Below are 23,153 nucleotides of genomic sequence, written 5' to 3'. Positions count from 1 at the left end.
AAAGGAGCGGTTTTTAAATGATAAAAGTAGTGTTTATGGGAACACCGGACTTTTCAGTGCCGGTGCTTCGTCGTCTTATTGAGGATGGCTATGAGGTAGTAGGTGTTGTGACGCAACCTGATCGTCCAGTAGGTAGAAAAAAAGTATTAACACCTACACCTGTTAAAGTTGAAGCGGAAAAACATGGTATCCCTGTGTTACAGCCGTTAAAAATTCGTGAAAAAGATGAATATGAAAAAGTATTGGCATTAGAGTCAGATTTAATTGTAACAGCTGCATTTGGGCAGATTGTACCAAATGAAATTTTAGAAGCACCAAAGTATGGGTGTATTAATGTTCACGCTTCTTTACTTCCTGAACTTCGTGGTGGTGCACCAATTCATTATGCAATTATGGAAGGTAAAGAAAAAACAGGTATTACAATTATGTATATGGTAGAAAAATTGGATGCTGGTGATATCTTAACGCAAGTGGAAGTTGAAATTGAAGAGCGTGAAACGACAGGCTCATTATTTGATAAATTAAGTGAAGCAGGAGCACACCTTCTATCTAAAACAGTGCCTTTATTAATTCAAGGTAAGTTAGAACCGATTAAACAAAACGAAGAAGAAGTAACGTTTGCGTACAATATAAAACGTGAGCAAGAGAAAATTGATTGGACAAAAACAGGTGAAGAAGTATACAATCACATTCGCGGATTGAATCCATGGCCAGTTGCTTATACAACTTTAGCAGGACAAGTTGTTAAAGTATGGTGGGGGGAAAAAGTGCCTATAACTGAACCGGCTGAAGCAGGTACGATTGTTGCAATCGAAGAAGATGGTTTTGTTGTAGCAACGAGTAATGAAACAGGTGTTAAAATTACTGAATTGCAACCTTCTGGTAAAAAGCGTATGAGTTGTTCACAATTTTTACGTGGAACAAAACCTGAAATTGGAACGAAGTTAGGAGAAAATGCATGAGACAAAATGTTCGTGAATTAGCTCTTGATGGTTTAATTCAAGTGGAAAAAAGTGGTGCATATAGCAACTTACTTTTAAATAATCTAATTGAAAAAAGTGCAATTGATAGAAAAGATATTGGTTTATTAACTGAAATTGTATATGGAACGATTCAACGTCGTGACACATTAGATTATTATTTACAGCCTTTTTTAAAAAAGAAGGTTGAGGCGTGGGTAAGAGTATTGCTTCGCTTATCTTTATATCAAATGATTTATTTAGACCGAGTGCCAGAAAGAGCGGCTATTCATGAAGCGGTTGAGATTGCAAAGCGTCGCGGGCATAAAGGAATTGCTGGTATGGTGAACGGTGTATTACGTTCGATTCAGAGAGAAGGTGTACCTTCTGTAGATGAAATCAAGGATCCAGTAGAACGTCTTGCAATTACAACAAGTCATCCAGTTTGGCTTGTCCAAGAGTGGACTTCAGAATACGGTTTAGAAACTGCAGAAAAAATGTGCGAAGTAAACATGTTACCCCCTGTACCAACAGCGCGTGTGAATGTTGATAAGGTAACTGTAGAAGAAGCGATTGAGTTGTTAGCAAGTGAAGGTATAGAAGCAAAACGTGGTGACTTATCAGATGATGCTATTCAGATTGAAAGAGGAAATGTAGCGCATACAGAAGCGTTTAAAAAAGGATTTCTTTCTATTCAAGATGAAAGTTCTATGCTTGTAGCACGCGCTTTAGAACCGAATACGGGAGATGCAGTTCTTGATAGTTGTGCTGCTCCAGGCGGAAAAACAACGCATATCGCGGAACGATTAAAGGGAACTGGTAAGGTCATGTCCCTTGATTTACATGCACACAAAGTACGTTTAATTAAACAGCAAGCAGAGCGACTTGGTCTAGAAAATGTCGAAACTAAAGCGCTAGATGCTAGAAAAGTGCAAGAGCACTTTGCAAATGAAACGTTTGATAAAATATTGGTAGATGCACCGTGTTCTGGATTTGGTGTAATTAGACGTAAACCTGATATTAAGTTAGGAAAAGATAAAGGCGATAGTGAAAGATTATCGACGATTCAAATTGCAATACTAGAAAAAATAGCACCATTATTAAAACAAGGCGGTCGTCTTGTTTATAGTACGTGCACAATTGAGAAAATAGAAAATGAACAAGTAATAGAGAAATTTTTACAAGAACATCCTGAATTTGAATGGGATACTACGCTTAAAGAGCGTATGCCAGAAAAATTAACTCCGTATATTGATGAAGGTCAAGTGCAAATTTTACCGCATTATTTTGCGACGGATGGCTTTTATATTGCTTGTTTAAGGAAGAAGGTGTAGCATCATGGAAACGACTGTAAGAAAACAAAAGAAAAATTTAGAAACGAAGAAACCATCAATTTACTCTTTACAACTTCATGAAATGCAAGATTGGTTAAAGGAACAAGGAGAACCGAAGTTCCGTGCTGGACAAATTTTTGATTGGTTATATAAAAAACGTGTAAAAAATTATGAGGATATGTCAAACCTTTCTAAAGGATTGCGTGATAAATTGTCGAATTCCTTTGATATTACTACTTTAAAAACGTTAGTAAAACAAACGTCTTCGGATGGAACAATTAAATTCTTATTCCAATTATATGACGGATATTCTATTGAAACGGTATTAATGCGACACGAATATGGAAATTCCATTTGTGTAACAACGCAAGTTGGTTGTCGTATTGGGTGTACGTTCTGTGCTTCGACACTTGGTGGATTAAAGCGAAACCTAGAAGCTGGAGAAATCGTAGCGCAAGTAGTAGAAGTTCAGCGTGCGCTTGATGAAACAGAAGAACGTGTAAGTTCTCTTGTTGTTATGGGGATTGGAGAACCATTTGATAACTATGATAATTTAATGGGATTCTTACGCATCATTAACCATGAAAAAGGACTTCATATTGGTGCGAGACATATGACTGTTTCGACGAGTGGAATTATCCCGAAAATTTATAAGTTTGCTGAAGAAGATCTACAAATTAATTTTGCGATTTCATTGCATGCTCCAAACTCAGAATTACGTTCAAAATTAATGCCGATTAACCGTGCTTATAAATTACCAGATTTAATGGAAGCTATTAAATACTATGTAAATAGAACAGGGCGTCGTATTACTTTTGAATATGGATTATTTGGAGGAGAAAATGACCAAGTAGAGCATGCTGAAGAGCTTGCTGCGCTCTTAAAAGGTGTAAAATGTCATGTGAACTTGATTCCGGTAAACTACGTACCTGAACGTGATTATGTACGTACGCCACGTGAACAAATTTTCTTGTTCGAAAAAACGTTAAAAGATCGTGGAGTGAATGTAACGATTCGCCGTGAACAAGGTCATGATATTGATGCAGCCTGCGGTCAGTTGCGTGCGAAGGAGCGCAAAGAAGAGACGAGGTGACGAGATGAAAGCCGTATTTCTATCGGATAAAGGAAAAGTTCGTCAACATAATGAAGATAGTGCAGGAGTTTTTCACAATTTAGATGGAAATGTATTAGCGGTAGTAGCAGATGGAATGGGAGGTCATCGAGCTGGTGATGTAGCTAGCTCGATGGCCATTCAATTATTCCATGATTATTGGAAGCAAACACATAATATGAATGAGCCGAAAAAAGTAGAACAATGGTTACATACTAGTGTTGGGATTATTAATGAGCGTATATATGAATATGCTCAGCAAAATGCAGAATGTAATGGTATGGGAACAACGCTTATAATAGCTGTTTGTACACCAAGCTTTGTGACAATAGGGCATATAGGAGATAGTCGTTGCTATATGGTATCAGAAGGAGAAATGACGCTAGTAACGGAAGATCATTCGCTTGTAAATGAGCTTGTGAAACATGGTGAAATTTCAAAGGAAGACGCAGAGTATCATCCGAAAAAGAATGTGTTATTAAGAGCATTAGGAACAGAAGAAAAAGTTGGGTTAGATGTTAAAACGTTGGTGATTGAGGAAGATGATCAATTACTTCTTTGCTCTGATGGGTTATCAAACAAAGTTTCTATTGATGATATGCGACAAATTTTACAGTTAAATGAACAGCTTGAAGGTAAAGGGCAGTGTCTCATTCAATTGGCAAATGATCGCGGTGGAGAAGATAATATCACACTTGTTCTTATTGATTATGCGGGTTCGACAAACGAAAGTAGGTGAAGTGCAACGTGCTGATTGGAAAACGCTTAAATGACCGTTATAAGCTGCTGAAAATGATTGGTGGTGGCGGAATGGCCAATGTATATTTAGCTCATGATGATATACTTGGCCGAGATGTAGCGGTAAAAATATTAAGACTCGACTACTCAAATAACGAAGAGTTTATTAAACGTTTCCATCGAGAAGCGCAGTCTGTTACAACGTTGTCGCATCCAAATATTGTGAATATGTATGATGTCGGAGAAGAAGATGGTATATACTATCTTGTCATGGAATATGTACCAGGACAAACATTGAAGCAATACATAATTGAGCGAGGGATGTTACCTATAGGAGAAGCTCTTGATATTATGGAGCAGTTAACATCCGCTATGGCACACGCCCATCATTTTGAAATTGTGCATCGTGATATAAAGCCGCACAATATTTTAATTCGAGCTGATGGAATAATAAAAGTAACAGATTTTGGAATTGCGACAGCTACAAGTGCAACAACAATTACACATACAAATTCAGTGCTCGGTTCAGTCCATTATTTATCACCAGAACAGGCACGTGGCGGAATAGCAAATAAACAATCAGATATCTATTCTCTTGGGATAGTTATGTTTGAATTGTTAACAGGAAGACAACCGTTTTCTGGCGAATCTGCTGTTGCTATAGCTTTAAAACATTTACAAAGTGAAATCCCATCACCAAAAAGATGGAATGAAAATATTCCGCAAAGTGTTGAAAATATTATATTAAAAGCAACTGCAAAAGATCCGTTCCATCGATATCAATCTGCCAATGCGATGAAGCGAGATATTGAAACTGCGCTATATCCAGAGAGGATAAATGAGCAACCGTTTTACATACCAGAAGATATGGAAGCGACGAAAGCGATTCCGATTATTCAACAAGAACAATTATTTGAAAATGTAAGTGATGAAACGATTGTTTTAAAAGGGAGTAAGGTGGAAGAACCGATAAGAGCAGAAGCAGCTGAGTTAGATAAGAAGAAAAAACGGAGTAACAAGTGGCTTAAAGTTTTAATTTCAACATTTTTATTTTTAGCAATAGGAATAACATTAGCGCTTACGGTTATTCCAGGATTATTTATTCCGAAAGATGTGAAAGTTCCTGATGTGGCTGGTATGAAATACACGACAGCTGTAAATACATTAGTAGAAAAGGGCTTTGAGGTGACGGAGCCTAATATTGTATATACAGATGATGTTGAAGTTGGGGATGTAATAAAAACGGACCCTGTAGCAGGAAGAGTCGTAAAAGAAAACGCTAAAATTACTATCTATCAATCAGGTGGGAAAAAGAAAAGTAAGATGGCGAATTTCACAGGGCAAAACTTTGAGAGTGTAAAAGCTGAGTTAGAAGAAAAATATAAACAAGTTACAGTAAATTATATTGAAAATGATAAGCCGAAAGGTGAAATTGTAGAGCAAATTCCGACGCCTGATCAAATGGTTATAGAAGCGGAGCAAGAACTGAAAATCTGGGTAAGTAAAGGTCCTTATCAAATTAGACCAGGTGACTTTTCGGGGTGGACTGAAAATAGTGTAACTGGTTATTTGAATGAGAGAAAACTAACGTCAGATATAAAACGAGAGTATTCAGATACAGTCGAAAAAGGACTTGTAATTTCGCAATTTCCAAAACCAGGTACACCATTAAAAGAGGGAGATAAAGTAACTATTATTATCTCTGATGGTCAAAAGCCTAAAGTGACTAAAACGGTAAAATTGGACAATATCTCTATCCCATATGAGCCTGCTGTAACAGGTGAAAAAAAGCCGCAAACAATAGAAATTTATAAAGAAGACATGCAGCAAAAAATGGATAGACCGGTTGAAACGAGAACAATTACTGAATCAGCGACTATTTCTTTAGAATTTGTAATTCAAGAAGGTTCAAAGGGACACTATAAAATTGTACGAGATGGAGTAACGATTATTGATAAAGAAGTACCATATCCAACTCAATAATAGTGAAAGTCTACTTATTATTATTGCCTGTTATGCTGTCTACAAAGTGGACGGTATAGCAGGCAAAAATATATGATTCAAAAAGCTAGTAACGTGATGCAGCTGTAAATATTTTTTTGCATTTAATGGGAAATTTAATGTATATTAGCGAAAGTATATATGGTAGGTTTTGAAATCGTTATTTAGAAAATTTAAATCCATTCATTTTTAAATTCAGCATCACCTTATACAAAAAAGGAGAATTCTATGCCAGAAGGAAAAATTATAAAAGCTTTAAGTGGGTTTTATTACGTGCAGCATGAAGAAGGGGTTACGCAATGTCGTGGACGAGGTGTATTTAGAAAAAATAAAATTACACCACTTGTAGGAGACCAAGTTGTTTTTCAGGCAGATAATCCAACTGAAGGTTATGTGCTTGAAGTGTTTGATCGAAAAAATGAACTTGTTAGACCTCCTATTGCTAATGTCGATCAAGCGATCCTTGTGTTCTCTGCAGTAGAACCAGATTTTAATCCTGGACTGTTAGATCGATTTTTAGTGCTGATTGAATATCATAACATTAAGCCAATTATTTGTATTAGCAAGATGGATTTAGTAGATGAAAAGATGAAAGCAACTGTTGAAGCTTATGCGAATGATTATCGTGAGATGGGTTATGATGTTTTATTTACTTCTATTAATACGTCAGAAAGTATTGATATATTAAAACCATACTTAGAAAATTGTGTTTCTGTCGTTGCGGGTCAATCTGGTGTGGGGAAATCTTCAATGCTTAATGTGCTACGTCCAGAATTAGAGCTGAAAACAAATGATATTTCCTCCCATTTAGGACGCGGGAAGCATACGACAAGACACGTAGAATTAATTGCAATTGGGAGTGGACTAGTAGCAGATACACCGGGTTTTAGTTCACTAGATTTCATTGATATAGAAGTAGAAGATCTTACATATTGTTTTCCAGAGTTGAAAGAAGCGAGCCAATACTGTAAATTTAGAGGGTGTACACATCTTTCTGAACCGAAATGTGCGGTGAAAGCTGCGGTTGAAGAAGGGAAGATTACAGAATATCGCTATAAGAACTATAAACAATTCGTAGAAGAAATTAGAGAGAGAAAGCCGAGGTATTAGTTATGATTAAAATTGCACCATCGATTTTATCAGCAGATTTTTCAAAATTAGGGGAAGAGATTAAAGATGTAGAAAAGGGCGGAGCGGATTACATTCACGTTGACGTAATGGATGGACATTTCGTACCAAATATTACGATTGGACCGTTAATTGTAGAAGCTATCCGTCCAATTACATCATTACCATTAGATGTACATTTAATGATTGAAAATCCTGATAACTATATCCCGACTTTCGCACAAGCGGGAGCGGATATTATTACTGTTCACGTAGAGGCGTGTCCACATCTACATCGTACAATTCAGTTAATTAAATCTCATGGTATTAAAGCGGGCGTTGTATTAAATCCACATACGCCAGTTTCAGTAATTGAGCATGTATTAGAAGATATAGATATGGTATTACTTATGACAGTAAACCCTGGATTTGGTGGACAGAAGTTTATCCATTCTGTATTACCGAAAATTAAACAAGTTGCAGACATGGTGAAAGAGCGCAATCTAGAAGTAGAAATTGAAGTTGATGGTGGTGTAAATGCTGAAACAGCAAGACTTTGTGTGGAAGCAGGAGCAAATGTACTTGTAGCTGGATCAGCAGTATACAATCAAAAAGACCGCGGTGAAGCAATTCGCGTAATTCGTGGGTAGTGATGAACTTTATCCTAGTAAGGTATTCATAGGATAGCGTAAAAATATGTAAAAAGGCAATCTACCGAATGGCAGATTGCCTTTTTACAATGGAAGGGGAAGAAAAAATGATTATTCATATTTTGGCAGGAGGACCTTCGGAATATTGTGCAGATTTTGCTCGATATGAGGATGAGGAAGTAGTGTGGGCAGCGGTTGATAGGGGAGTATACCGTCTATTAAAGAAAGGGATTACACCGGCTGTTGCGTTTGGAGATTACGATTCAGTTACCGAAGAAGAATTAGTATGGATGGGACAGCAAACGAACGAATTACATATTGTTCCGCGAGAAAAAGATCAAACGGATTTAGAAATTGCAATTAACTGGGCATTAGGACAGAAGCCGGCACTAATTCGTATTTTTGGTGCTACCGGTGGAAGGCTTGATCACGGTTTGGCAAATATACAGATGCTTTTAAAAGGGTTAGAAGTAGAGATAGAAATGTGTATTGTGGACAATAAAAATGAAATAACAGTTAAAAAAGTGGGTACACATATAATTGAAGAAAATAAAAATTTTCCTTATGTATCTTTTGTACCAGTTACTGAAATAGTGGAAGGGATTACATTGTTTGGTTTTAAGTACCCGCTTACTAATAAAACAATAGAGTGGGGATCAACACTTTGTATTAGTAACGAACTCGTTGAGGAAAAAGGTACTTTTTCATTTACTTCTGGCATATTAATGTTGATAAGAAGCACTGATTGAAGAAACAATTTTGCTCCTTACATCATATAGTGACCAAGTGGAGTAATGGGGATTAGGAGGGAAACCATGAGATTTTATACAATTAAGTTACCTAAATTTCTTGGTGGAATTGTTCGTGCAATGTTAAATACCTTCAAAAAAGATTAAAAAAAGCACCTATCACCGGTGCTTTTTCCATTGTTATAGTAAAAAAAGAGCCTATCGGCTCTTTTTTTTATTATTAAACACGTTCGATTTTGCCAGATTTTAATGCTCTAGCAGAAACGTAAACACGTTGAACTTTTCCGTCGATGCGTACGCGAACTTTTTGAAGGTTAGCGCCCCACTTACGTTTTGTAGCGTTCATTGCGTGAGAACGAGAGTTACCAGAACGAGCTTTTCTTCCAGTAATAGCACAAACACGAGCCATTTATATTTCCCTCCCTTGATACCTTACCATACGTAATTTTTCAATGTTAGTCTTTTATGCGATGCTAAAAACACTACTATAATTTAACACAACTAAAAAGAGAATGCAACACCGTAGAAAAAAGAAATCAAGAAAATTTACTTGACACTATATGTCAATGAAGAAAAGTTGAAATCCATAAAAATTGCTTGACATATTATAGTGGTACATGTTGTATAATAACAATGGACTATTTTGCTCATCATAAAAAAGTGTAATTTAAAACATAAAATATGAGAGTGAAAAGAAAGAACGATGGAATTTTCTTTAAAAAGATTATATGATAGTAACTAAAGTAGTCTAGCTCACTTTCACCATTTATGAAGGGGGAAACGAGATGTCAATTGAAATTAAAACGAAGTACGGTCAAATTGATATTAGTACAGATGTAATTGCAACAATTGCTGGAGGTGCCGCGGTAGATTGCTACGGTATCGTAGGTATGGCATCAAAAAATCAGTTAAAAGATGGATTAACAGACATTTTACGAAAAGAAAACTTCACTAGAGGTGTTATTGTTCGTAAAGATGAAGATGAAGTACATATTGATATGTATATTATTGTGAGCTATGGTACGAAAATTTCAGAAGTGGCACATAATGTGCAGACGAAAGTGAAATATACATTAGATCAAACTGTAGGACTAGCAGTAGATTCTGTAAACATCTACGTACAAGGAGTTAAAGTAATAAACTTGTAATGTGCATTAAGGAGGAAAATCTGTGTCAATTCAAAAAATTGATGGAAAACGTTTATCACAAATGATCATGCAAGGAGCGAATAATTTAACAAATAATGTTCAGCTTGTTGATGCATTAAACGTATTTCCAGTTCCAGATGGCGATACCGGTACAAACATGAACTTATCTATGACTTCAGGTGCGCGTGAAGTGAAAGCAAATCCTTCACAGCATGCTGGTAAAGTCGGCGTAAGTTTAGCCAAAGGATTATTAATGGGAGCTCGTGGTAACTCTGGAGTTATTTTATCTCAGTTGTTCCGTGGTTTCTCTAAATCCATTGAACAAAAAGAAGAATTAACAACAGTTGATTTTGCTGCAGCACTAGAAGCTGGAGTAGAGGCGGCTTATAAAGCGGTTATGAAACCGATTGAAGGAACGATTTTAACGGTTGCAAGAGAAACGGGTAAATATGCAGTAACAGTTGCGAAAAAACAGCGCGACTTTGTTTTGTTTATGGAAGACGTTGTGAAAGAAGCAAACGCATCGTTAAATCGTACGCCAGATTTATTACCTGTATTAAAACAAGTTGGCGTTGTAGATAGCGGTGGTAAAGGTCTTGTAGTGGTATACGAAGGGTTTTTAGCTGACTTAAAAGGAGAAACGATTTCTTCTGATGCACCGACGCAACCATCTATGAATGAAATGGTACGCGCAGAACATCACCGTAGTGTACAAAGCCAATTGAGTACAGAAGATATTAAGTATGGATATTGTACGGAGTTCATGGTGAAATTAGAGGCTGAAAAGGTGAAAGAGCATAATTTCTCTGAACAAAAATTCCGTGAAGATATTAGTGTATATGGTGATTCTCTACTAGTTGTGTCTGATGATGAAATTGTAAAAGTTCATATCCATGCAGAACATCCTGGAGACGCTATGAACTACGGGCAAAAATACGGTAGTTTAATTAAGATTAAAGTAGAAAATATGCGTGAACAGCATACTGCTTTGTTAGATGAACCTACTATGGTTCCTGAGCAACCAGCTCAATCGAAAGAAAAACAACCATATGGTATCGTAACTGTAGCTATGGGTTCTGGTATTAAAACTTTATTTGAGAGCATTGGCGCAACGAAAGTTATCGAAGGTGGTCAAACGATGAATCCAAGTACGGAGGATATCGTGAAGGCAATTGAAGAAGCAAATGCTGAAAAAATCATTATTTTACCGAATAACGGAAATATTGTAATGGCAGCAGAACAAGCGGCATCAGTTGTAGATCAAGAAGTTATTGTTGTTCGTTCGAAAACAGTTCCTCAAGGTATGGCAGCAATGTTAGCATTTAACCCAGTTGGAACGTTAGAAGAGAATGAAGAAAACATGCAAGAAGCTTTATCTCATGTGAAAACAGGTCAAATTACGTATGCTGTACGTGATACGGAAATTGATGGTGTAGCAATTCAAAAAGATGATTTCATGTGTATTGCAGATGGGAAAATTGTATCTACAAATGCTGAAAAAGTAGGAGCTGCGAAGCAATTACTAGAAGCGCTTATTGATGAAGATTCTGAAATCGTAACGATTCTACAAGGGGAAGATGCAACTGATGAAGAAGTAGCGGAGTTAGTTGAATTTGTAGAAGAGAAATTTGAAGATGCAGAAGTAGAAGTACATGCTGGAAACCAACCAGTGTATTCTTTCATCTTCTCTGTAGAATAAGATAAGATTCGTTTTGAAAATAAATGGATTACTTACTTGCTAATGGATAAGAAGTAGTAATATGAAGTTTATTACTAGTTTTTATTCAAAAGGCTAGCATATTGAAGAGAGAAAAGAGCCTTGCTGCTAATAGTGAGGCTCTTTTTTACTTGTTTTATATAAGGGATTTGAGTAGTTTCTCTTAGAATGCCTATGATAGAATATATAAGGTGAAAGAGAGCGATTACAGATGCTAATTGGTACTCAAATAAAATGCAATAAAGAAAATAATGTGACGGGGTGTGAGAATCTTGAATGATGTTGTACAAGTTCCTGTTACGGATGTAAAGGGGATCGGAGGAGAAACATCTGAGTTACTACATGAGATGGGTATTTATACAGTTTCTCATCTATTAGAACATTTTCCGTACCGTTATGAAGATTATGCGATGAAAGATCTTGCTGAAGTAAAGCATGATGAACGTGTAACGGTTGAAGGGAAGGTTCATAGTGCTCCTTTGCTGCAATATTATGGTAAGAAGAAATCGCGTTTAACAGTTCGTGTTCTCGTCGGTCGTTATTTAATTACGGCGGTATGTTTTAATAGGCCTTACTATAAGCAAAAATTAAAGTTAGATGAAACGATAACGATTACTGGTAAATGGGATCAACATCGTCAAACAATTGCTGTATCAGAACTTCATTTTGGACCGGTTGTACGTCAACAAGAAGTGGAACCTGTTTATTCAGTAAAGGGGAAACTTACAGTAAAACAGATGCGTCGTTTTATTGCTCAAGCGTTAAAGGAATATGGAGATTCTATAGTCGAAGTGTTACCGGATGGTTTGTTAGGGCGATATAAATTATTACCAAGATATGAAGCGCTCAGGGCATTGCATTTTCCGGTAGGACAGGAAGATTTGAAGCAAGCGCGTCGCCGTTTTGTATATGAAGAATTTTTCTTATTTCAGCTGAAAATGCAAACGCTCCGGAAAATGGAGAGGGAAAATTCAAAAGGGACGAAGAAAGAGATTCCGTCAGCAGAATTACAAGAATTTATCGATGCACTGCCGTTTCCATTAACGGGTGCGCAGCGCCGAGTTGTAGATGAAATTTTGAAAGATATGACATCTCCTTATCGGATGAACCGACTATTGCAAGGTGACGTTGGTTCTGGGAAAACAGTTGTTGCTGCGATTGGTCTTTATGCATCGAAATTAGCTCATTATCAAGGTGCTTTAATGGTTCCTACAGAAATTTTAGCTGAGCAACATTATCAGTCGCTTGCTGAAACGTTTTCGCATTTTGGTATGAAGGTGGAACTGTTAACAAGTTCTGTTAAAGGGGCGAGACGTCGAGAAATTTTAGCGAAGTTAGAACAAGGAGAAATAGATATTCTTGTTGGAACGCATGCCTTAATTCAAGATGAAGTTATATTTCATAGGTTGGGTCTCGTTATTACAGATGAACAGCATCGATTTGGTGTAGCGCAGCGCCGAGTTTTACGGGAGAAAGGTGAAAGTCCAGATGTATTATTTATGACAGCGACACCAATTCCGCGTACGCTTGCAATTACTGCATTTGGAGAGATGGATGTTTCGATAATCGATGAGATGCCAGCAGGTAGAAAGGTGATTGAAACATACTGGGCAAAACATGATATGTTAGATCGCGTTCTCGGTTTCGTTGAAAAGGAGATAAAAAAAGGAAGACAGGCATACGTTATTTGTCCTCTAATTGAAGAATCTGAGAAACTTGATGTGCAAAATGCTATCGACTTACATAGTATGCTGACGCATCATTACCAAGGGAAATGCCAAGTTGGATTGATGCATGGGAGATTATCGTCTCAGGAAAAAGAAGAGATAATGGGACAGTTTAGTGAAAATAAAGTACAAATTCTTGTATCGACAACAGTTGTTGAAGTAGGTGTGAACGTACCGAATGCGACTGTAATGGTTATTTATGATGCAGAACGTTTCGGTTTATCGCAGCTTCATCAGCTTAGAGGGCGTGTCGGCCGTGGTAGTGAACAATCATATTGTTTATTAATAGCAGACCCTAAATCAGAAACAGGGAAAGAAAGAATGCGCATAATGACTGAAACAAATGATGGATTTGTATTGTCAGAAAAAGATTTAGAATTACGAGGTCCTGGAGATTTCTTTGGGAGTAAGCAAAGTGGCTTACCAGAATTTAAGGTTGCTGACATGGTACATGATTATCGAGCGTTAGAAACGGCAAGGCAAGATGCGGCGATACTAGTAGATTCAGAAGCGTTTTGGCACAATGATCAGTATGCTGCCTTGCGTACGTATCTTGATGGGACAGGTGTGTTCCAAGGAGAGAAGCTCGATTAAAGGGAGTCAACAAAAGTTTTTGTTGCATTCTACTTTTAATGATTATATACTACTGTTAGTACCTAGTCATAAAAATGGATGGTGCGGTATGAAAAAAAGAAGAAGTAAAAAAGAAAGACAAGAGTTATTACAACAAACAATCGAATCAAATCCTTTTATTACGGATGAAGATTTAGCGGAAAAATTTCAAGTGAGTATACAAACGGTACGACTTGATCGTATGGAATTGTCTATTCCTGAATTAAGAGAGAGAATTAAACATGTAGCTACAAAGCAACATGAAGAAGATGTGAAATCTTTACCGTTAGAAGAGGTTGTTGGAGAAATTATTGATATTGAATTAGATAGACATGCAATCTCTATCTTTGAAGTAAAGATAGAACATGTATTTAAAAGAAATCAAATCGCTCGTGGGCATCATCTGTTTGCGCAAGCAAACTCACTAGCTGTTGCGGTTATTGATGAAGAATTAGCTTTAACTGCAAAGTCTACCATTCGATACATTCGCCCTGTAAAATTAGGAGAGCGTGTTGTTGCAAAAGCGCGCGTTGAAGATGTAGAGAATGATAAAGGACGGACGGTTGTCAAAGTGCGTAGCTTCGTTGGAGAAGAACTTGTTTTTACAGGCACTTTTGAAATGTATCGATCTAGTAATTATAGTGAGGAAGGTAACAACTTATGAAAATCGCAATAGATGCAATGGGCGGAGATCACGCTCCAAAGGCTGTAGTATTAGGGGCAATGAAAGCTATTAAGGAATATTCTGATTTACATATTACGTTAGTAGGGAAAGAAGAGGAAATTCGTCAATACTTAACGAGTGATGAACGAATTACTATTCTTCATACAGACGAAAAAATAGAATCAACGGAGGAACCAGTAAGAGCGGTTCGTCGAAAAAAACAAGCTTCAATGGTGCTTGCGGCACAACAAGTAAAGGATGGAGAAGCAGACGCTTGTATATCCGCAGGTAGTACAGGAGCTTTAATGGCAGCTGGATTATTTGTAGTCGGTCGTATGGAAGGAATTGAGAGACCAGCTTTATCGCCTACAATGCCAACTGTAGATGGAAAAGGTTTTGTTATGTTAGATGTTGGAGCAAATGTTGATGCAAAACCAATTCATTTATATCAATATGCAGTAATGGGATCTGTTTATGCTGAGAAGGTAAGAGGAATTGAAAATCCTCGCGTTGGACTATTAAACGTTGGAACAGAGGATGGAAAAGGAAACGAGCTTTCAAAGCAAGTATTTGCAATGCTTAAAGATGCGCCAATTAATTTCGTGGGGAACGTTGAATCAAGAGATTTATTGCAAGGTGTAGCAGATGTTGTTGTATGTGATGGTTTTACAGGGAATGTAGCGTTGAAATCATTAGAGGGAACAGCACTTGCGCTATTCTCTATGTTGAAAGAACAGTTAATGAGTTCATTTACGAGCAAATTAGCAGCGGCGGTATTAAAGCCAAAACTTATGGTATTAAAAGATAAAATGGATTATTCGGAGTATGGAGGAGCTGCATTATTTGGATTGAAAGCACCTGTCATTAAGGCTCACGGTTCTTCTAATGATCAGTCGATATTTAGTGCGATTCGTCAAACGAGAGAAATGGTAGCGAAAGAAGTAATTCCTACGATTTCAAGCGTAATGGAGAAAGAGTCACTCCAATAAGAGGAGGATTTGAAATGGGAAAAATAGCATTTCTTTTTCCGGGCCAAGGTTCACAGGCAGTTGGAATGGGTAAACAATTAGCAGAGAATAATAAAGAGGTTGCAAAAGTGTTTGCAAAAGCAGATGAGGTGTTGGAAGATTCACTTTCAGAAGTGATTTTTGAAGGACCGCAGGAAAAGCTTACATTAACAACAAATGCGCAGCCTGCATTATTAACAACGAGTTTTGCTATTTTGACAGCTTTGAAAGAGTATGACATTACACCTGACTTTGTCGCTGGTCATAGTTTAGGTGAATATAGTGCTCTTGTAGCAGCTGGTGCATTAACTTTTGAAGATGCTGTATATGCTGTAAGGAAACGTGGCGAATATATGGAAGAAGCTGTTCCGGGCGGGGAAGGCGCAATGGCAGCTATATTAGGTGCTGACCCACATATGCTGAAACAAGTTACAGAAGAAGTAACAAGTGAAGGATATGCAGTGCAAATCGCTAATATGAATAGTACGAAGCAAATTGTGATTTCTGGAACGAAGCAAGGCGTAGAGGTTGCTTCTCAAAGAGCGAAAGAAAATGGTGCAAAGAGAGCGATTCCACTAAAAGTAAGTGGGCCATTCCATTCTTCACTTATGAAGCCGGCAGCTGAGAAGTTCCAAAGTGTTTTAAATGAAATTACAATTCATGACACGAATATTCCTGTTATTGCAAATGTTACGGCGGAAGTTATTACACGTGGTGCAGACATTCAAGAAAAGTTAATCGAACAGCTTTATTCGCCTGTATTATGGTACCCGTCTATTGAATATATGGTGAACCAGGGAGTAGATACATTTATTGAAATTGGACCTGGAAAAGTACTTGCTGGACTTATGAAGTCAATTGATTCATCAGTAAAAGCATATGCGATATACGATGAAGAGACATTAAAAGATACCATTTCAAATTTGAGAGGAGAAAACTGATGTTAAAAGGGAAGGTAGCATTAGTAACTGGCGCTTCACGTGGAATTGGTCGCGCGATTGCGATTGATTTAGCGAAACAAGGGGCAAATGTAGTAGTAAATTATGCTGGTAATGAACAAAAAGCAAATGAAGTAGTAGATGAAATTAAAAAATTAGGTTCTGATGCAATTGCGGTAAGAGCAGATGTTGCAAATGCTGATGATGTTACAAATATGGTGAAACAAACAGTAGATACATTTGGACAAGTTGATATTCTTGTAAATAATGCTGGTGTAACGAAAGATAATTTATTAATGCGTATGAAAGAAGAAGAATGGGATACAGTTATTAATACAAACTTAAAAGGTGTATTCTTATGTACAAAAGCAGTATCTCGTTATATGATGCGTCAACGTCACGGTAGAATTATAAACATCGCTTCGGTTGTTGGTGTTATAGGAAACCCAGGACAAGCTAACTATGTTGCTGCTAAAGCGGGTGTTATTGGATTAACAAAAACATCTGCAAAAGAGTTAGCAAGTCGAAATATTACAGTGAATGCAATTGCGCCGGGCTTTATTGCGACTGATATGACGGATGTACTAGATGAGAATATTAAAGCCGAAATGTTAAAAGTTATTCCAGCTGCTCAATTTGGTGAAGCGAAAGATATCGCGAATGCTGTAACGTTTTTTGCTTCTGATCAAAGCAAATATGTTACAGGTCAAACGTTAAATGTTGATGGCGGTATGGTAATGTAATAAAAGAATCGATTTCACCTAGTTTTTTTGGTCAATATTTAATATAATATTTGAGGGGAGGTGAATGGAATGGCAGATGTTTTAGAGCGCGTAACAAAAATCATCGTTGATCGTTTAGGAGTAGAAGAGACTGAGGTAGTACCAGCTGCAAGCTTCAAGGAAGATTTAGGAGCAGACTCCCTAGATGTAGTAGAACTTGTAATGCAATTAGAAGATGAATTCGAAATGGAAATTTCTGATGAAGATGCTGAAAAGATTGCTACTGTTGGCGATGCTGTGACTTACATAGAGAGTCATCTATAATGCTTAAGTGAAGTCCCGTTTTTTAGCGGGGCTTTCTGGCTTATATCTGGAGGGACCTATGCCGTACCGAAAATATAGAGAAAAAAAATACGAAACAAAATATCGTGAAGCATTTAAAGTGTTTCAAGAAAAGATAGGTATTACGTTTACAGATGAAAAATTATTGATTCAAGCATTTACGCATTCATCGTATGTGAATGAGCATCGAAAAAAACCGCATGAAGATAATGAGCGTCTTGAATTTCTTGGAGATGCAGTATTGGAACTGACTGTATCGCAGTATCTGTTTCAAAAATATCCGACAATGAGCGAAGGAGAGTTAACAAAACTACGTGCAGCTATTGTATGTGAGCCATCTCTTGTTCGTTTTGCGAACGAATTGTCATTTGGTAGCCTTGTTTTATTAGGAAAAGGTGAAGAAATGACAGGTGGACGTGAACGACCAGCTTTATTAGCGGATGTCTTTGAAGCGTTTATTGGTGCCCTTTATCTTGATCAAGGGCTAGAAACAGTTTGGGAATTCTTAAAAGAAATTGTATATCCGAAAATTAATGAGGGTGCTTTTTCTCATGTGATGGATTATAAGAGTCAGTTGCAAGAATTGATTCAGCGTGATGGCAGTGGCAATGTTGAGTATCAAATTTTGCAAGAAAAAGGACCAGCTCACAATCGAGAATTTGTGTCACGTGTTACGTTAAATAACGTAGCTTTAGGTCTTGGTAGTGGTAAGTCGAAAAAAGAAGCAGAGCAACAAGCTGCTGCAGAAGCATTGAAAAAATTAAAAGAACAACTATAAGGAATCCCCCTTTGAATGAGGGGGATTCCTTGTGCATAGAATGAAACTTTCTTTTTGTTTATAATGAAAAAGAAGGTAAATCCGTATAATACTTGTTTTTGTATAGAGAACATTTATAACGACGGAGAATAGGAGGAAGGCCTTTCGTGTTTTTAAAAAGATTAGAAATAGCAGGGTTTAAGTCTTTTGCTGAGCGTGTATCTGTTGATTTTGTCCCAGGTGTAACTTCTGTAGTAGGACCTAATGGAAGCGGGAAAAGTAATATTACTGATGCAATTCGCTGGGTACTTGGTGAACAATCTGCAAAATCATTACGTGGTGCAAAGATGGAGGATATTATTTTTGCAGGCAGTGATACGAGGAGAGCGGTTAATGTTGCTGAAGTAACAATAACTTTAAATAATGAAGATCAACGTTTACCAATTGAATACAATGAGGTGTGTGTAACACGTCGTGTATCTCGTTCAGGTGATAGTGATTTTTATATTAATAAACAATCATGTAGATTGAAAGATATTATCGATTTATTTATGGACTCTGGTATGGGAAGAGAAGCTTTTTCAATTATTAGCCAGGGGAAAGTGGAAGAGATTTTAAGTAGTAAGTCAGAAGAGCGTCGAGGTGTGTTTGAAGAAGCGGCAGGCGTACTAAAATACAAACTTCGCAAAAAGAAAGCTGAAGGGAAATTAGCAGAAACACAAGAAAACTTAAATCGTGTACAAGATATAATTCATGAATTAAGTAGTCAAGTAGAACCTTTAGAAAGACAAGCTTCTATTGCGAAAGATTATCTTGAGAATAAAGAAGAATTAGAGAAAGTAGAAGCTGCGCTTATTGTCCATGAAATTGAAGAATTGCACGAGAAATGGGAAGCGCTTCGAAATCAGTTTGGGCATAATAAAAACGAAGAAGCTAAAATGTCAACGAATTTACAAAAAAGTGAAGAAGAGCTTGAGGAATTACGAGGACAATTACAAGCGGTAGATGAGTCTGTAGACTCGTTGCAAGAAGTACTTCTTCTTTCTAGTAAAGAGCTAGAAAAACTTGAAGGGCAGCGTGAGTTGTTAAAAGAGAGAAAGCAAAATGCTACGACGCATTGTGCGCAACTTGAGCAGTTAATTGTTGAATTAACAGAGAAAGCTAAAAGTTACGATGGTGAGATTGAGTCAAGTACAGAAGCTTTAATGCAATTTGTGAATGAAGTAAAAGAGTTGGAGCAAAAATTGCATGATAATGAGCAACTGCTTGCTACTTTTGCTGACAATTTAGAGGAACAGATTGAGAATTTAAAAGGTGACTATATTGAGCTTTTAAATCAACAAGCTAGTCATCGTAATGAATTATCTATGATTGAAGAACAATCTAAACAGCAAACGTCTAAAAACGAGCGTCTAGATGAAGAGAATGCGAAATATGTAGAAATGCGTATGGAAATTACAGCGAAAAAGACGAAACTTGTAGAAAGTTACGAACAAGCGAAAGAAAAAGTAGCTGGCATTCTCTCAAACATACAGAAGACAGAGGCGGCGCTTGGGAAATGTAAGACGCAGTATAGTGAAAATGAAACAAAACTGTATCAAGCATATCAATTTGTGCAACAGGCACGTTCTCGAAAAGAAATGCTTGAAGAGATGCAAGAAGATTATTCTGGATTCTATCAAGGTGTACGTGAAGTATTGAAAGCTAGAGAAAATAGGTTGCAAGGTATCGAGGGTGCTGTTGCGGAACTGTTAACGGTACCGAAAGAATACGAAGTTGCAATGGAAATTGCTCTAGGTGCAGCGATGCAGCATATTGTTGTACAAACAGAGGAGCATGCTCGTAATGCGATAGCATTTTTAAAGCAAAATAAACATGGACGTGCAACGTTTTTACCGCAAGCTGTTATTAAAAGCAGGTCTTTATCATTTGAGCAATTACGCATTGCAAATCAACACCCATCGTTTGTAGGTGTGGCGGCAGAACTTGTGCAGTACAACAATAAATATGAAAATGTAGTTTCAAATTTATTAGGTACGGTTATTGTTGCGAAAGATTTACGCGGAGCAAATGAGTTGGCGAAACAACTGCAATACCGTTATCGCATTGTAACAATCGAAGGTGATGTAGTGAATCCTGGCGGTTCTATGACTGGTGGGGCGGTAAAGCAAGCGAAATCTTCTTTATTAGGACGCCAACGTGAACTGGAAGAGTGGACTCGCAAGTTAACTGATATGGAAGAAAAAACAATGAAGTTAGAAAACTTTGTTAAAGCAGTAAAACAAGAGATTCAAGAAAAAGAAGTGAAAATACGCGAACTAAGGCAAACTGTAGAAGTAGATCGTGTAGATGAGCAGAAATTAAGAGAAGAGATTAATCGTCTAGAATTAGAAGAACATCGTATTAATGATCGATTGTCTATTTATGATTTAGAGATTGAAGGGTTTTTACAAGATCGAGTAAAAATGCAAGGGCGTAAAGAGGAGTTAGAAGGGATTTTAACGAATCTTCAAGCTGATATCACTAAGTTAGATAGTAAAATTGTAGCTTTAACAAAACAAAAAAGTGAGCAACATTCTTCGAAAGAAAAAGTTCAAAAAGAAATGACGGAGTTAAAAGTGCTGGTAGCTGAAAAGCAACAACGCTTATTTAATCAAAAAGAAAAAGTTGAACGATTGACGAAGGAAAAAGAAGAAACGGATGCGACACTTGTAAAAACGAAAGAGGATTTAGCGTTCTTAAAACAAGAAATGACATCTAATTCAAGTGGTGAAGAGCAAATTACGAATATGATTGAGAAGAAAGCATATGATCGTAATCAAACTTCAGAATTAATTCGCTCTCGTCGTGAACAACGTGTATCGTTGCAAGAGAGGGTAGAACATTTAGAGCGCAATTTGAAAGAAACGACAGGTAAACATAAATATATTCTTGAAATGTTGAAAGATCAAGAAGTGAGAATAAATCGACTTGATGTAGAGTTGGAAAATAGATTACAACATTTACGTGAAACATATACGATTTCATTTGAAGCGGCAAAACTAAAATATACAATGACAATGCCTGCAGAAGATGCGCGTAAGAAAGTAAAATTAATCAAATTATCTATAGAAGAGTTAGGTACAGTGAACCTAGGGGCAATTGATGAATATGAACGTGTAGCGGAGCGTCATACATTCTTACTAGAGCAGAGAGACGACCTAGAAGAAGCGAAAGCGACATTGCACCAGCTTATTACCGAAATGGATGAAGAAATGAAAAAACGCTTTTCTACTACGTTTGAAGGCATTAGAATGGAGTTTCAATCGGTATTCTCTGAATTATTTGGAGGCGGTAGAGCGGATTTAGTAATGACTAATCCAGAGGATTTACTAAATACGGGTATTGATATTGTAGCACAACCGCCAGGGAAGAAACTGCAGAACTTAGGTTTACTTTCAGGTGGAGAGCGTGCTTTAACAGCAATTGCGCTTTTATTTGGTATTTTAAAAGTACGCCCAGTACCATTCTGTGTACTAGATGAGGTAGAGGCAGCCCTTGATGAGGCGAATGTAGCTCGTTTTGCACAGTATTTAAAGAAATTCAGTAATGAGACGCAGTTTATTGTAATTACACATAGAAAAGGTACAATGGAAGAGTCTGATGTGTTGTACGGTGTAACAATGCAAGAATCAGGGGTATCTAAACTTGTTTCGGTTCGTTTAGACGCCGGAGAAGAACTTATTGCAAGTGAATAGGAAGGATGGGAAAGTATGAGTTTTTTTAAAAAACTAAAAGAAAAAATTTCAAAACAAACGGATACAGTTACAGAGAAATTTAAACAAGGATTAGAAAAAACGAGAAATTCATTTGCGGATAAAGTGAATGATTTAGTTTATCGTTACCGTAAAGTGGACGAAGATTTTTTCGAAGAGTTAGAAGAGATCTTAATCGGTGCAGACGTTGGCGTTGCGACGGTAATGGAATTAATTGACCAATTGAAAGAAGAAGTACAACGTCGTAACATTCAAGATCCAAAAGAAGTACAAGCTGTTATTTCAGAAAAACTAGTAGGAATTTACAAAGGCGACAGCGATTTTAGTAACGAAATTAATATGCAAGAGGACCAATTAACGGTTGTTTTATTTGTTGGTGTTAATGGTGTAGGAAAAACGACGACAATTGGTAAATTGGCGCATAAGTTTAAATCAGAAGGTAAGTCAGTCCTATTAGCGGCAGGAGACACATTCCGTGCTGGAGCGATTGAACAATTAGAAGTATGGGGCGATCGCGTTGGTGTAGAAGTGATTAAACAAGGATCTGGATCTGATCCAGCGGCGGTTATGTATGACGCTGTACAAGCTGCGAAAGCACGTAAGGTAGATGTATTACTATGTGACACAGCAGGACGCTTGCAAAATAAAGTAAATTTAATGAAAGAATTAGAGAAGGTGAAGCGTGTAATTGAGCGTGAAGTACCAGGTGCTCCTCATGAAGTATTACTTGTTATTGATGCAACAACAGGACAAAACGGTTTAAGCCAAGCGAAAACATTCCGTGAAGCAACGAATGTAACTGGTATTGTTTTAACGAAGTTAGATGGAACTGCTAAAGGTGGTATTGTATTAGCGATTCGTAACGAAATGGATGTACCAGTGAAGTTTGTTGGATTAGGAGAGCAAATGGATGACTTGCAACAGTTTGATCCAGAACAATATGTGTATGGTTTATTTGCGAACTTAGTAGAAACAGAAGAAGTATAAGCGAAAGGAGCGGTATTTCCGCTTCTTTTTCTATAAAAAATATATGATGTTAAGAAAAAAACTTGACACTCTTTTGGACTACATGTAAACTAATTCATGTAAAGGGAAATCACTTAACAAAGGATGAT

21 protein-coding genes are annotated in these 23,153 nt (G+C 37.1%); 20 read left to right on the top strand and 1 reads right to left on the bottom strand.

Translation table 11 applies throughout. The features are described 5' to 3' along the window. Positions 1–17: 17 nt before the first annotated feature. From fmt to spoVM, 9 genes are all read left to right on the top strand, one after another. Positions 18–962, top strand: coding sequence for a methionyl-tRNA formyltransferase (gene fmt / locus BLT20_RS19805; RefSeq protein ID WP_000598810.1), 945 nt, complete (start codon positions 18–20; stop codon positions 960–962). After that, the gene (gene rsmB / locus BLT20_RS19800) at positions 959–2,293 is read left to right on the top strand and encodes a 16S rRNA (cytosine(967)-C(5))-methyltransferase RsmB (RefSeq protein WP_001249666.1); all 1,335 of its coding nucleotides are present in this window, start codon (positions 959–961) and stop codon (positions 2,291–2,293) included. Before fmt ends, rsmB begins: the two co-directional genes overlap by 4 nt. A gap of 4 nt (positions 2,294–2,297) precedes the next feature. After that, on the top strand, positions 2,298–3,386 hold the full coding sequence (rlmN, locus tag BLT20_RS19795) for a dual-specificity RNA methyltransferase RlmN (RefSeq protein WP_000450540.1): 1,089 nt from the start codon (positions 2,298–2,300) through the stop codon (positions 3,384–3,386). Positions 3,387–3,390: 4 nt separating this feature from the next. Next, positions 3,391–4,143, top strand: coding sequence for a Stp1/IreP family PP2C-type Ser/Thr phosphatase (locus BLT20_RS19790; protein ID WP_000648703.1), 753 nt, complete (start codon positions 3,391–3,393; stop codon positions 4,141–4,143). An 8-nt stretch (positions 4,144–4,151) separates the two neighbouring features. Continuing rightward, the gene (gene pknB / locus BLT20_RS19785) at positions 4,152–6,125 is read left to right on the top strand and encodes a Stk1 family PASTA domain-containing Ser/Thr kinase (RefSeq protein ID WP_000904747.1); all 1,974 of its coding nucleotides are present in this window, start codon (positions 4,152–4,154) and stop codon (positions 6,123–6,125) included. 246 nt (positions 6,126–6,371) lie between these two features. Further along, entirely contained in the window at positions 6,372–7,253 is an 882-nt protein-coding gene (gene rsgA / locus BLT20_RS19780) for a ribosome small subunit-dependent GTPase A (RefSeq protein ID WP_001113932.1), read from the top strand. A 2-nt stretch (positions 7,254–7,255) separates the two neighbouring features. After that, complete coding sequence (gene rpe / locus BLT20_RS19775) at positions 7,256–7,900, top strand: ribulose-phosphate 3-epimerase (protein ID WP_000589974.1); 645 nt, start codon at positions 7,256–7,258, stop codon at positions 7,898–7,900. Between the two features lie 68 nt (positions 7,901–7,968). Further along, a complete protein-coding gene (locus BLT20_RS19770) occupies positions 7,969–8,649 on the top strand; it encodes a thiamine diphosphokinase (protein WP_002026234.1) in 681 nt (226 codons plus the stop codon). A gap of 66 nt (positions 8,650–8,715) precedes the next feature. Continuing rightward, positions 8,716–8,796 carry a stage V sporulation protein SpoVM gene (gene spoVM, locus BLT20_RS19765; RefSeq protein WP_001213599.1) on the top strand — a complete coding sequence of 27 codons (81 nt, stop codon included), beginning with the start codon at positions 8,716–8,718 and terminating at the stop codon, positions 8,794–8,796. Between the two features lie 73 nt (positions 8,797–8,869). Here the strand turns inward: spoVM and rpmB are convergent, their stop codons facing one another. Further along, the gene (gene rpmB / locus BLT20_RS19760) at positions 8,870–9,058 is read right to left on the bottom strand and encodes a 50S ribosomal protein L28 (RefSeq protein WP_000124776.1); all 189 of its coding nucleotides are present in this window, start codon (positions 9,056–9,058) and stop codon (positions 8,870–8,872) included. 376 nt (positions 9,059–9,434) lie between these two features. On the opposite strand from rpmB, the gene BLT20_RS19755 reads away from it, so the two are divergent. From BLT20_RS19755 to ftsY, 11 genes are all read left to right on the top strand, one after another. Further along, positions 9,435–9,797, top strand: coding sequence for an Asp23/Gls24 family envelope stress response protein (locus BLT20_RS19755; protein ID WP_000021109.1), 363 nt, complete (start codon positions 9,435–9,437; stop codon positions 9,795–9,797). Positions 9,798–9,819: 22 nt separating this feature from the next. Then, entirely contained in the window at positions 9,820–11,496 is a 1,677-nt protein-coding gene (locus tag BLT20_RS19750; RefSeq protein ID WP_000027129.1) for a DAK2 domain-containing protein, read from the top strand. 290 nt (positions 11,497–11,786) lie between these two features. Continuing rightward, complete coding sequence (gene recG / locus BLT20_RS19745; protein ID WP_001000816.1) at positions 11,787–13,835, top strand: ATP-dependent DNA helicase RecG; 2,049 nt, start codon at positions 11,787–11,789, stop codon at positions 13,833–13,835. Positions 13,836–13,923: 88 nt separating this feature from the next. Further along, a complete protein-coding gene (fapR, locus tag BLT20_RS19740) occupies positions 13,924–14,517 on the top strand; it encodes a transcription factor FapR (protein WP_000747348.1) in 594 nt (197 codons plus the stop codon). Beyond that, positions 14,514–15,506 carry a phosphate acyltransferase PlsX gene (plsX, locus tag BLT20_RS19735; RefSeq protein ID WP_000684100.1) on the top strand — a complete coding sequence of 331 codons (993 nt, stop codon included), beginning with the start codon at positions 14,514–14,516 and terminating at the stop codon, positions 15,504–15,506. The genes fapR and plsX overlap by 4 nt, the downstream gene beginning before the upstream one ends. Before the next feature lie 14 nt (positions 15,507–15,520). After that, positions 15,521–16,465: an ACP S-malonyltransferase gene (fabD, locus tag BLT20_RS19730; protein ID WP_000515899.1), complete on the top strand. Its 945-nt coding sequence runs from the start codon at positions 15,521–15,523 to the stop codon at positions 16,463–16,465. Next, positions 16,465–17,205: a 3-oxoacyl-[acyl-carrier-protein] reductase gene (gene fabG, locus BLT20_RS19725; protein WP_000911773.1), complete on the top strand. Its 741-nt coding sequence runs from the start codon at positions 16,465–16,467 to the stop codon at positions 17,203–17,205. Before fabD ends, fabG begins: the two co-directional genes overlap by 1 nt. A gap of 69 nt (positions 17,206–17,274) precedes the next feature. Then, positions 17,275–17,508, top strand: coding sequence for an acyl carrier protein (acpP, locus tag BLT20_RS19720; RefSeq protein ID WP_000786062.1), 234 nt, complete (start codon positions 17,275–17,277; stop codon positions 17,506–17,508). Positions 17,509–17,566: 58 nt separating this feature from the next. After that, entirely contained in the window at positions 17,567–18,304 is a 738-nt protein-coding gene (gene rncS, locus BLT20_RS19715) for a ribonuclease III (protein WP_001146875.1), read from the top strand. Positions 18,305–18,450: 146 nt separating this feature from the next. Further along, complete coding sequence (smc, locus tag BLT20_RS19710) at positions 18,451–22,020, top strand: chromosome segregation protein SMC (protein WP_000478973.1); 3,570 nt, start codon at positions 18,451–18,453, stop codon at positions 22,018–22,020. Between the two features lie 15 nt (positions 22,021–22,035). After that, positions 22,036–23,025 (top strand): signal recognition particle-docking protein FtsY, encoded by a 990-nt coding sequence (ftsY, locus tag BLT20_RS19705; protein WP_000007655.1) that lies wholly within the window; start codon positions 22,036–22,038, stop codon positions 23,023–23,025. Positions 23,026–23,153: the final 128 nt, after the last annotated feature.

The sequence above is a fragment of the Bacillus sp. cl96 genome, from assembly GCF_900100505.1.
Taxonomy (GTDB): domain Bacteria; phylum Bacillota; class Bacilli; order Bacillales; family Bacillaceae_G; genus Bacillus_A; species Bacillus_A cereus.
Note: the sequence above shows the minus strand (reverse complement) of the source record. Positions and strands in the feature narration are given on the sequence as shown.

Coding starts and splice junctions, on each gene's coding strand:
- rsgA (WP_001113932.1), top strand. CDS start 6,372: ATGCCAGAAGGAAAAATTATAAAAGCTTTAAGTGGGTTTTATTACGTG.
- spoVM (WP_001213599.1), top strand. CDS start 8,716: ATGAGATTTTATACAATTAAGTTACCTAAATTTCTTGGTGGAATTGTT.
- rncS (WP_001146875.1), top strand. CDS start 17,567: ATGCCGTACCGAAAATATAGAGAAAAAAAATACGAAACAAAATATCGT.
- fabG (WP_000911773.1), top strand. CDS start 16,465: ATGTTAAAAGGGAAGGTAGCATTAGTAACTGGCGCTTCACGTGGAATT.
- rsmB (WP_001249666.1), top strand. CDS start 959: ATGAGACAAAATGTTCGTGAATTAGCTCTTGATGGTTTAATTCAAGTG.
- plsX (WP_000684100.1), top strand. CDS start 14,514: ATGAAAATCGCAATAGATGCAATGGGCGGAGATCACGCTCCAAAGGCT.
- rlmN (WP_000450540.1), top strand. CDS start 2,298: ATGGAAACGACTGTAAGAAAACAAAAGAAAAATTTAGAAACGAAGAAA.
- BLT20_RS19770 (WP_002026234.1), top strand. CDS start 7,969: ATGGCAGATTGCCTTTTTACAATGGAAGGGGAAGAAAAAATGATTATT.
- rpe (WP_000589974.1), top strand. CDS start 7,256: ATGATTAAAATTGCACCATCGATTTTATCAGCAGATTTTTCAAAATTA.
- fapR (WP_000747348.1), top strand. CDS start 13,924: ATGAAAAAAAGAAGAAGTAAAAAAGAAAGACAAGAGTTATTACAACAA.
- rpmB (WP_000124776.1), bottom strand. CDS start 9,058: ATGGCTCGTGTTTGTGCTATTACTGGAAGAAAAGCTCGTTCTGGTAAC.
- acpP (WP_000786062.1), top strand. CDS start 17,275: ATGGCAGATGTTTTAGAGCGCGTAACAAAAATCATCGTTGATCGTTTA.
- fmt (WP_000598810.1), top strand. CDS start 18: ATGATAAAAGTAGTGTTTATGGGAACACCGGACTTTTCAGTGCCGGTG.
- ftsY (WP_000007655.1), top strand. CDS start 22,036: ATGAGTTTTTTTAAAAAACTAAAAGAAAAAATTTCAAAACAAACGGAT.
- BLT20_RS19790 (WP_000648703.1), top strand. CDS start 3,391: ATGAAAGCCGTATTTCTATCGGATAAAGGAAAAGTTCGTCAACATAAT.
- BLT20_RS19755 (WP_000021109.1), top strand. CDS start 9,435: ATGTCAATTGAAATTAAAACGAAGTACGGTCAAATTGATATTAGTACA.
- fabD (WP_000515899.1), top strand. CDS start 15,521: ATGGGAAAAATAGCATTTCTTTTTCCGGGCCAAGGTTCACAGGCAGTT.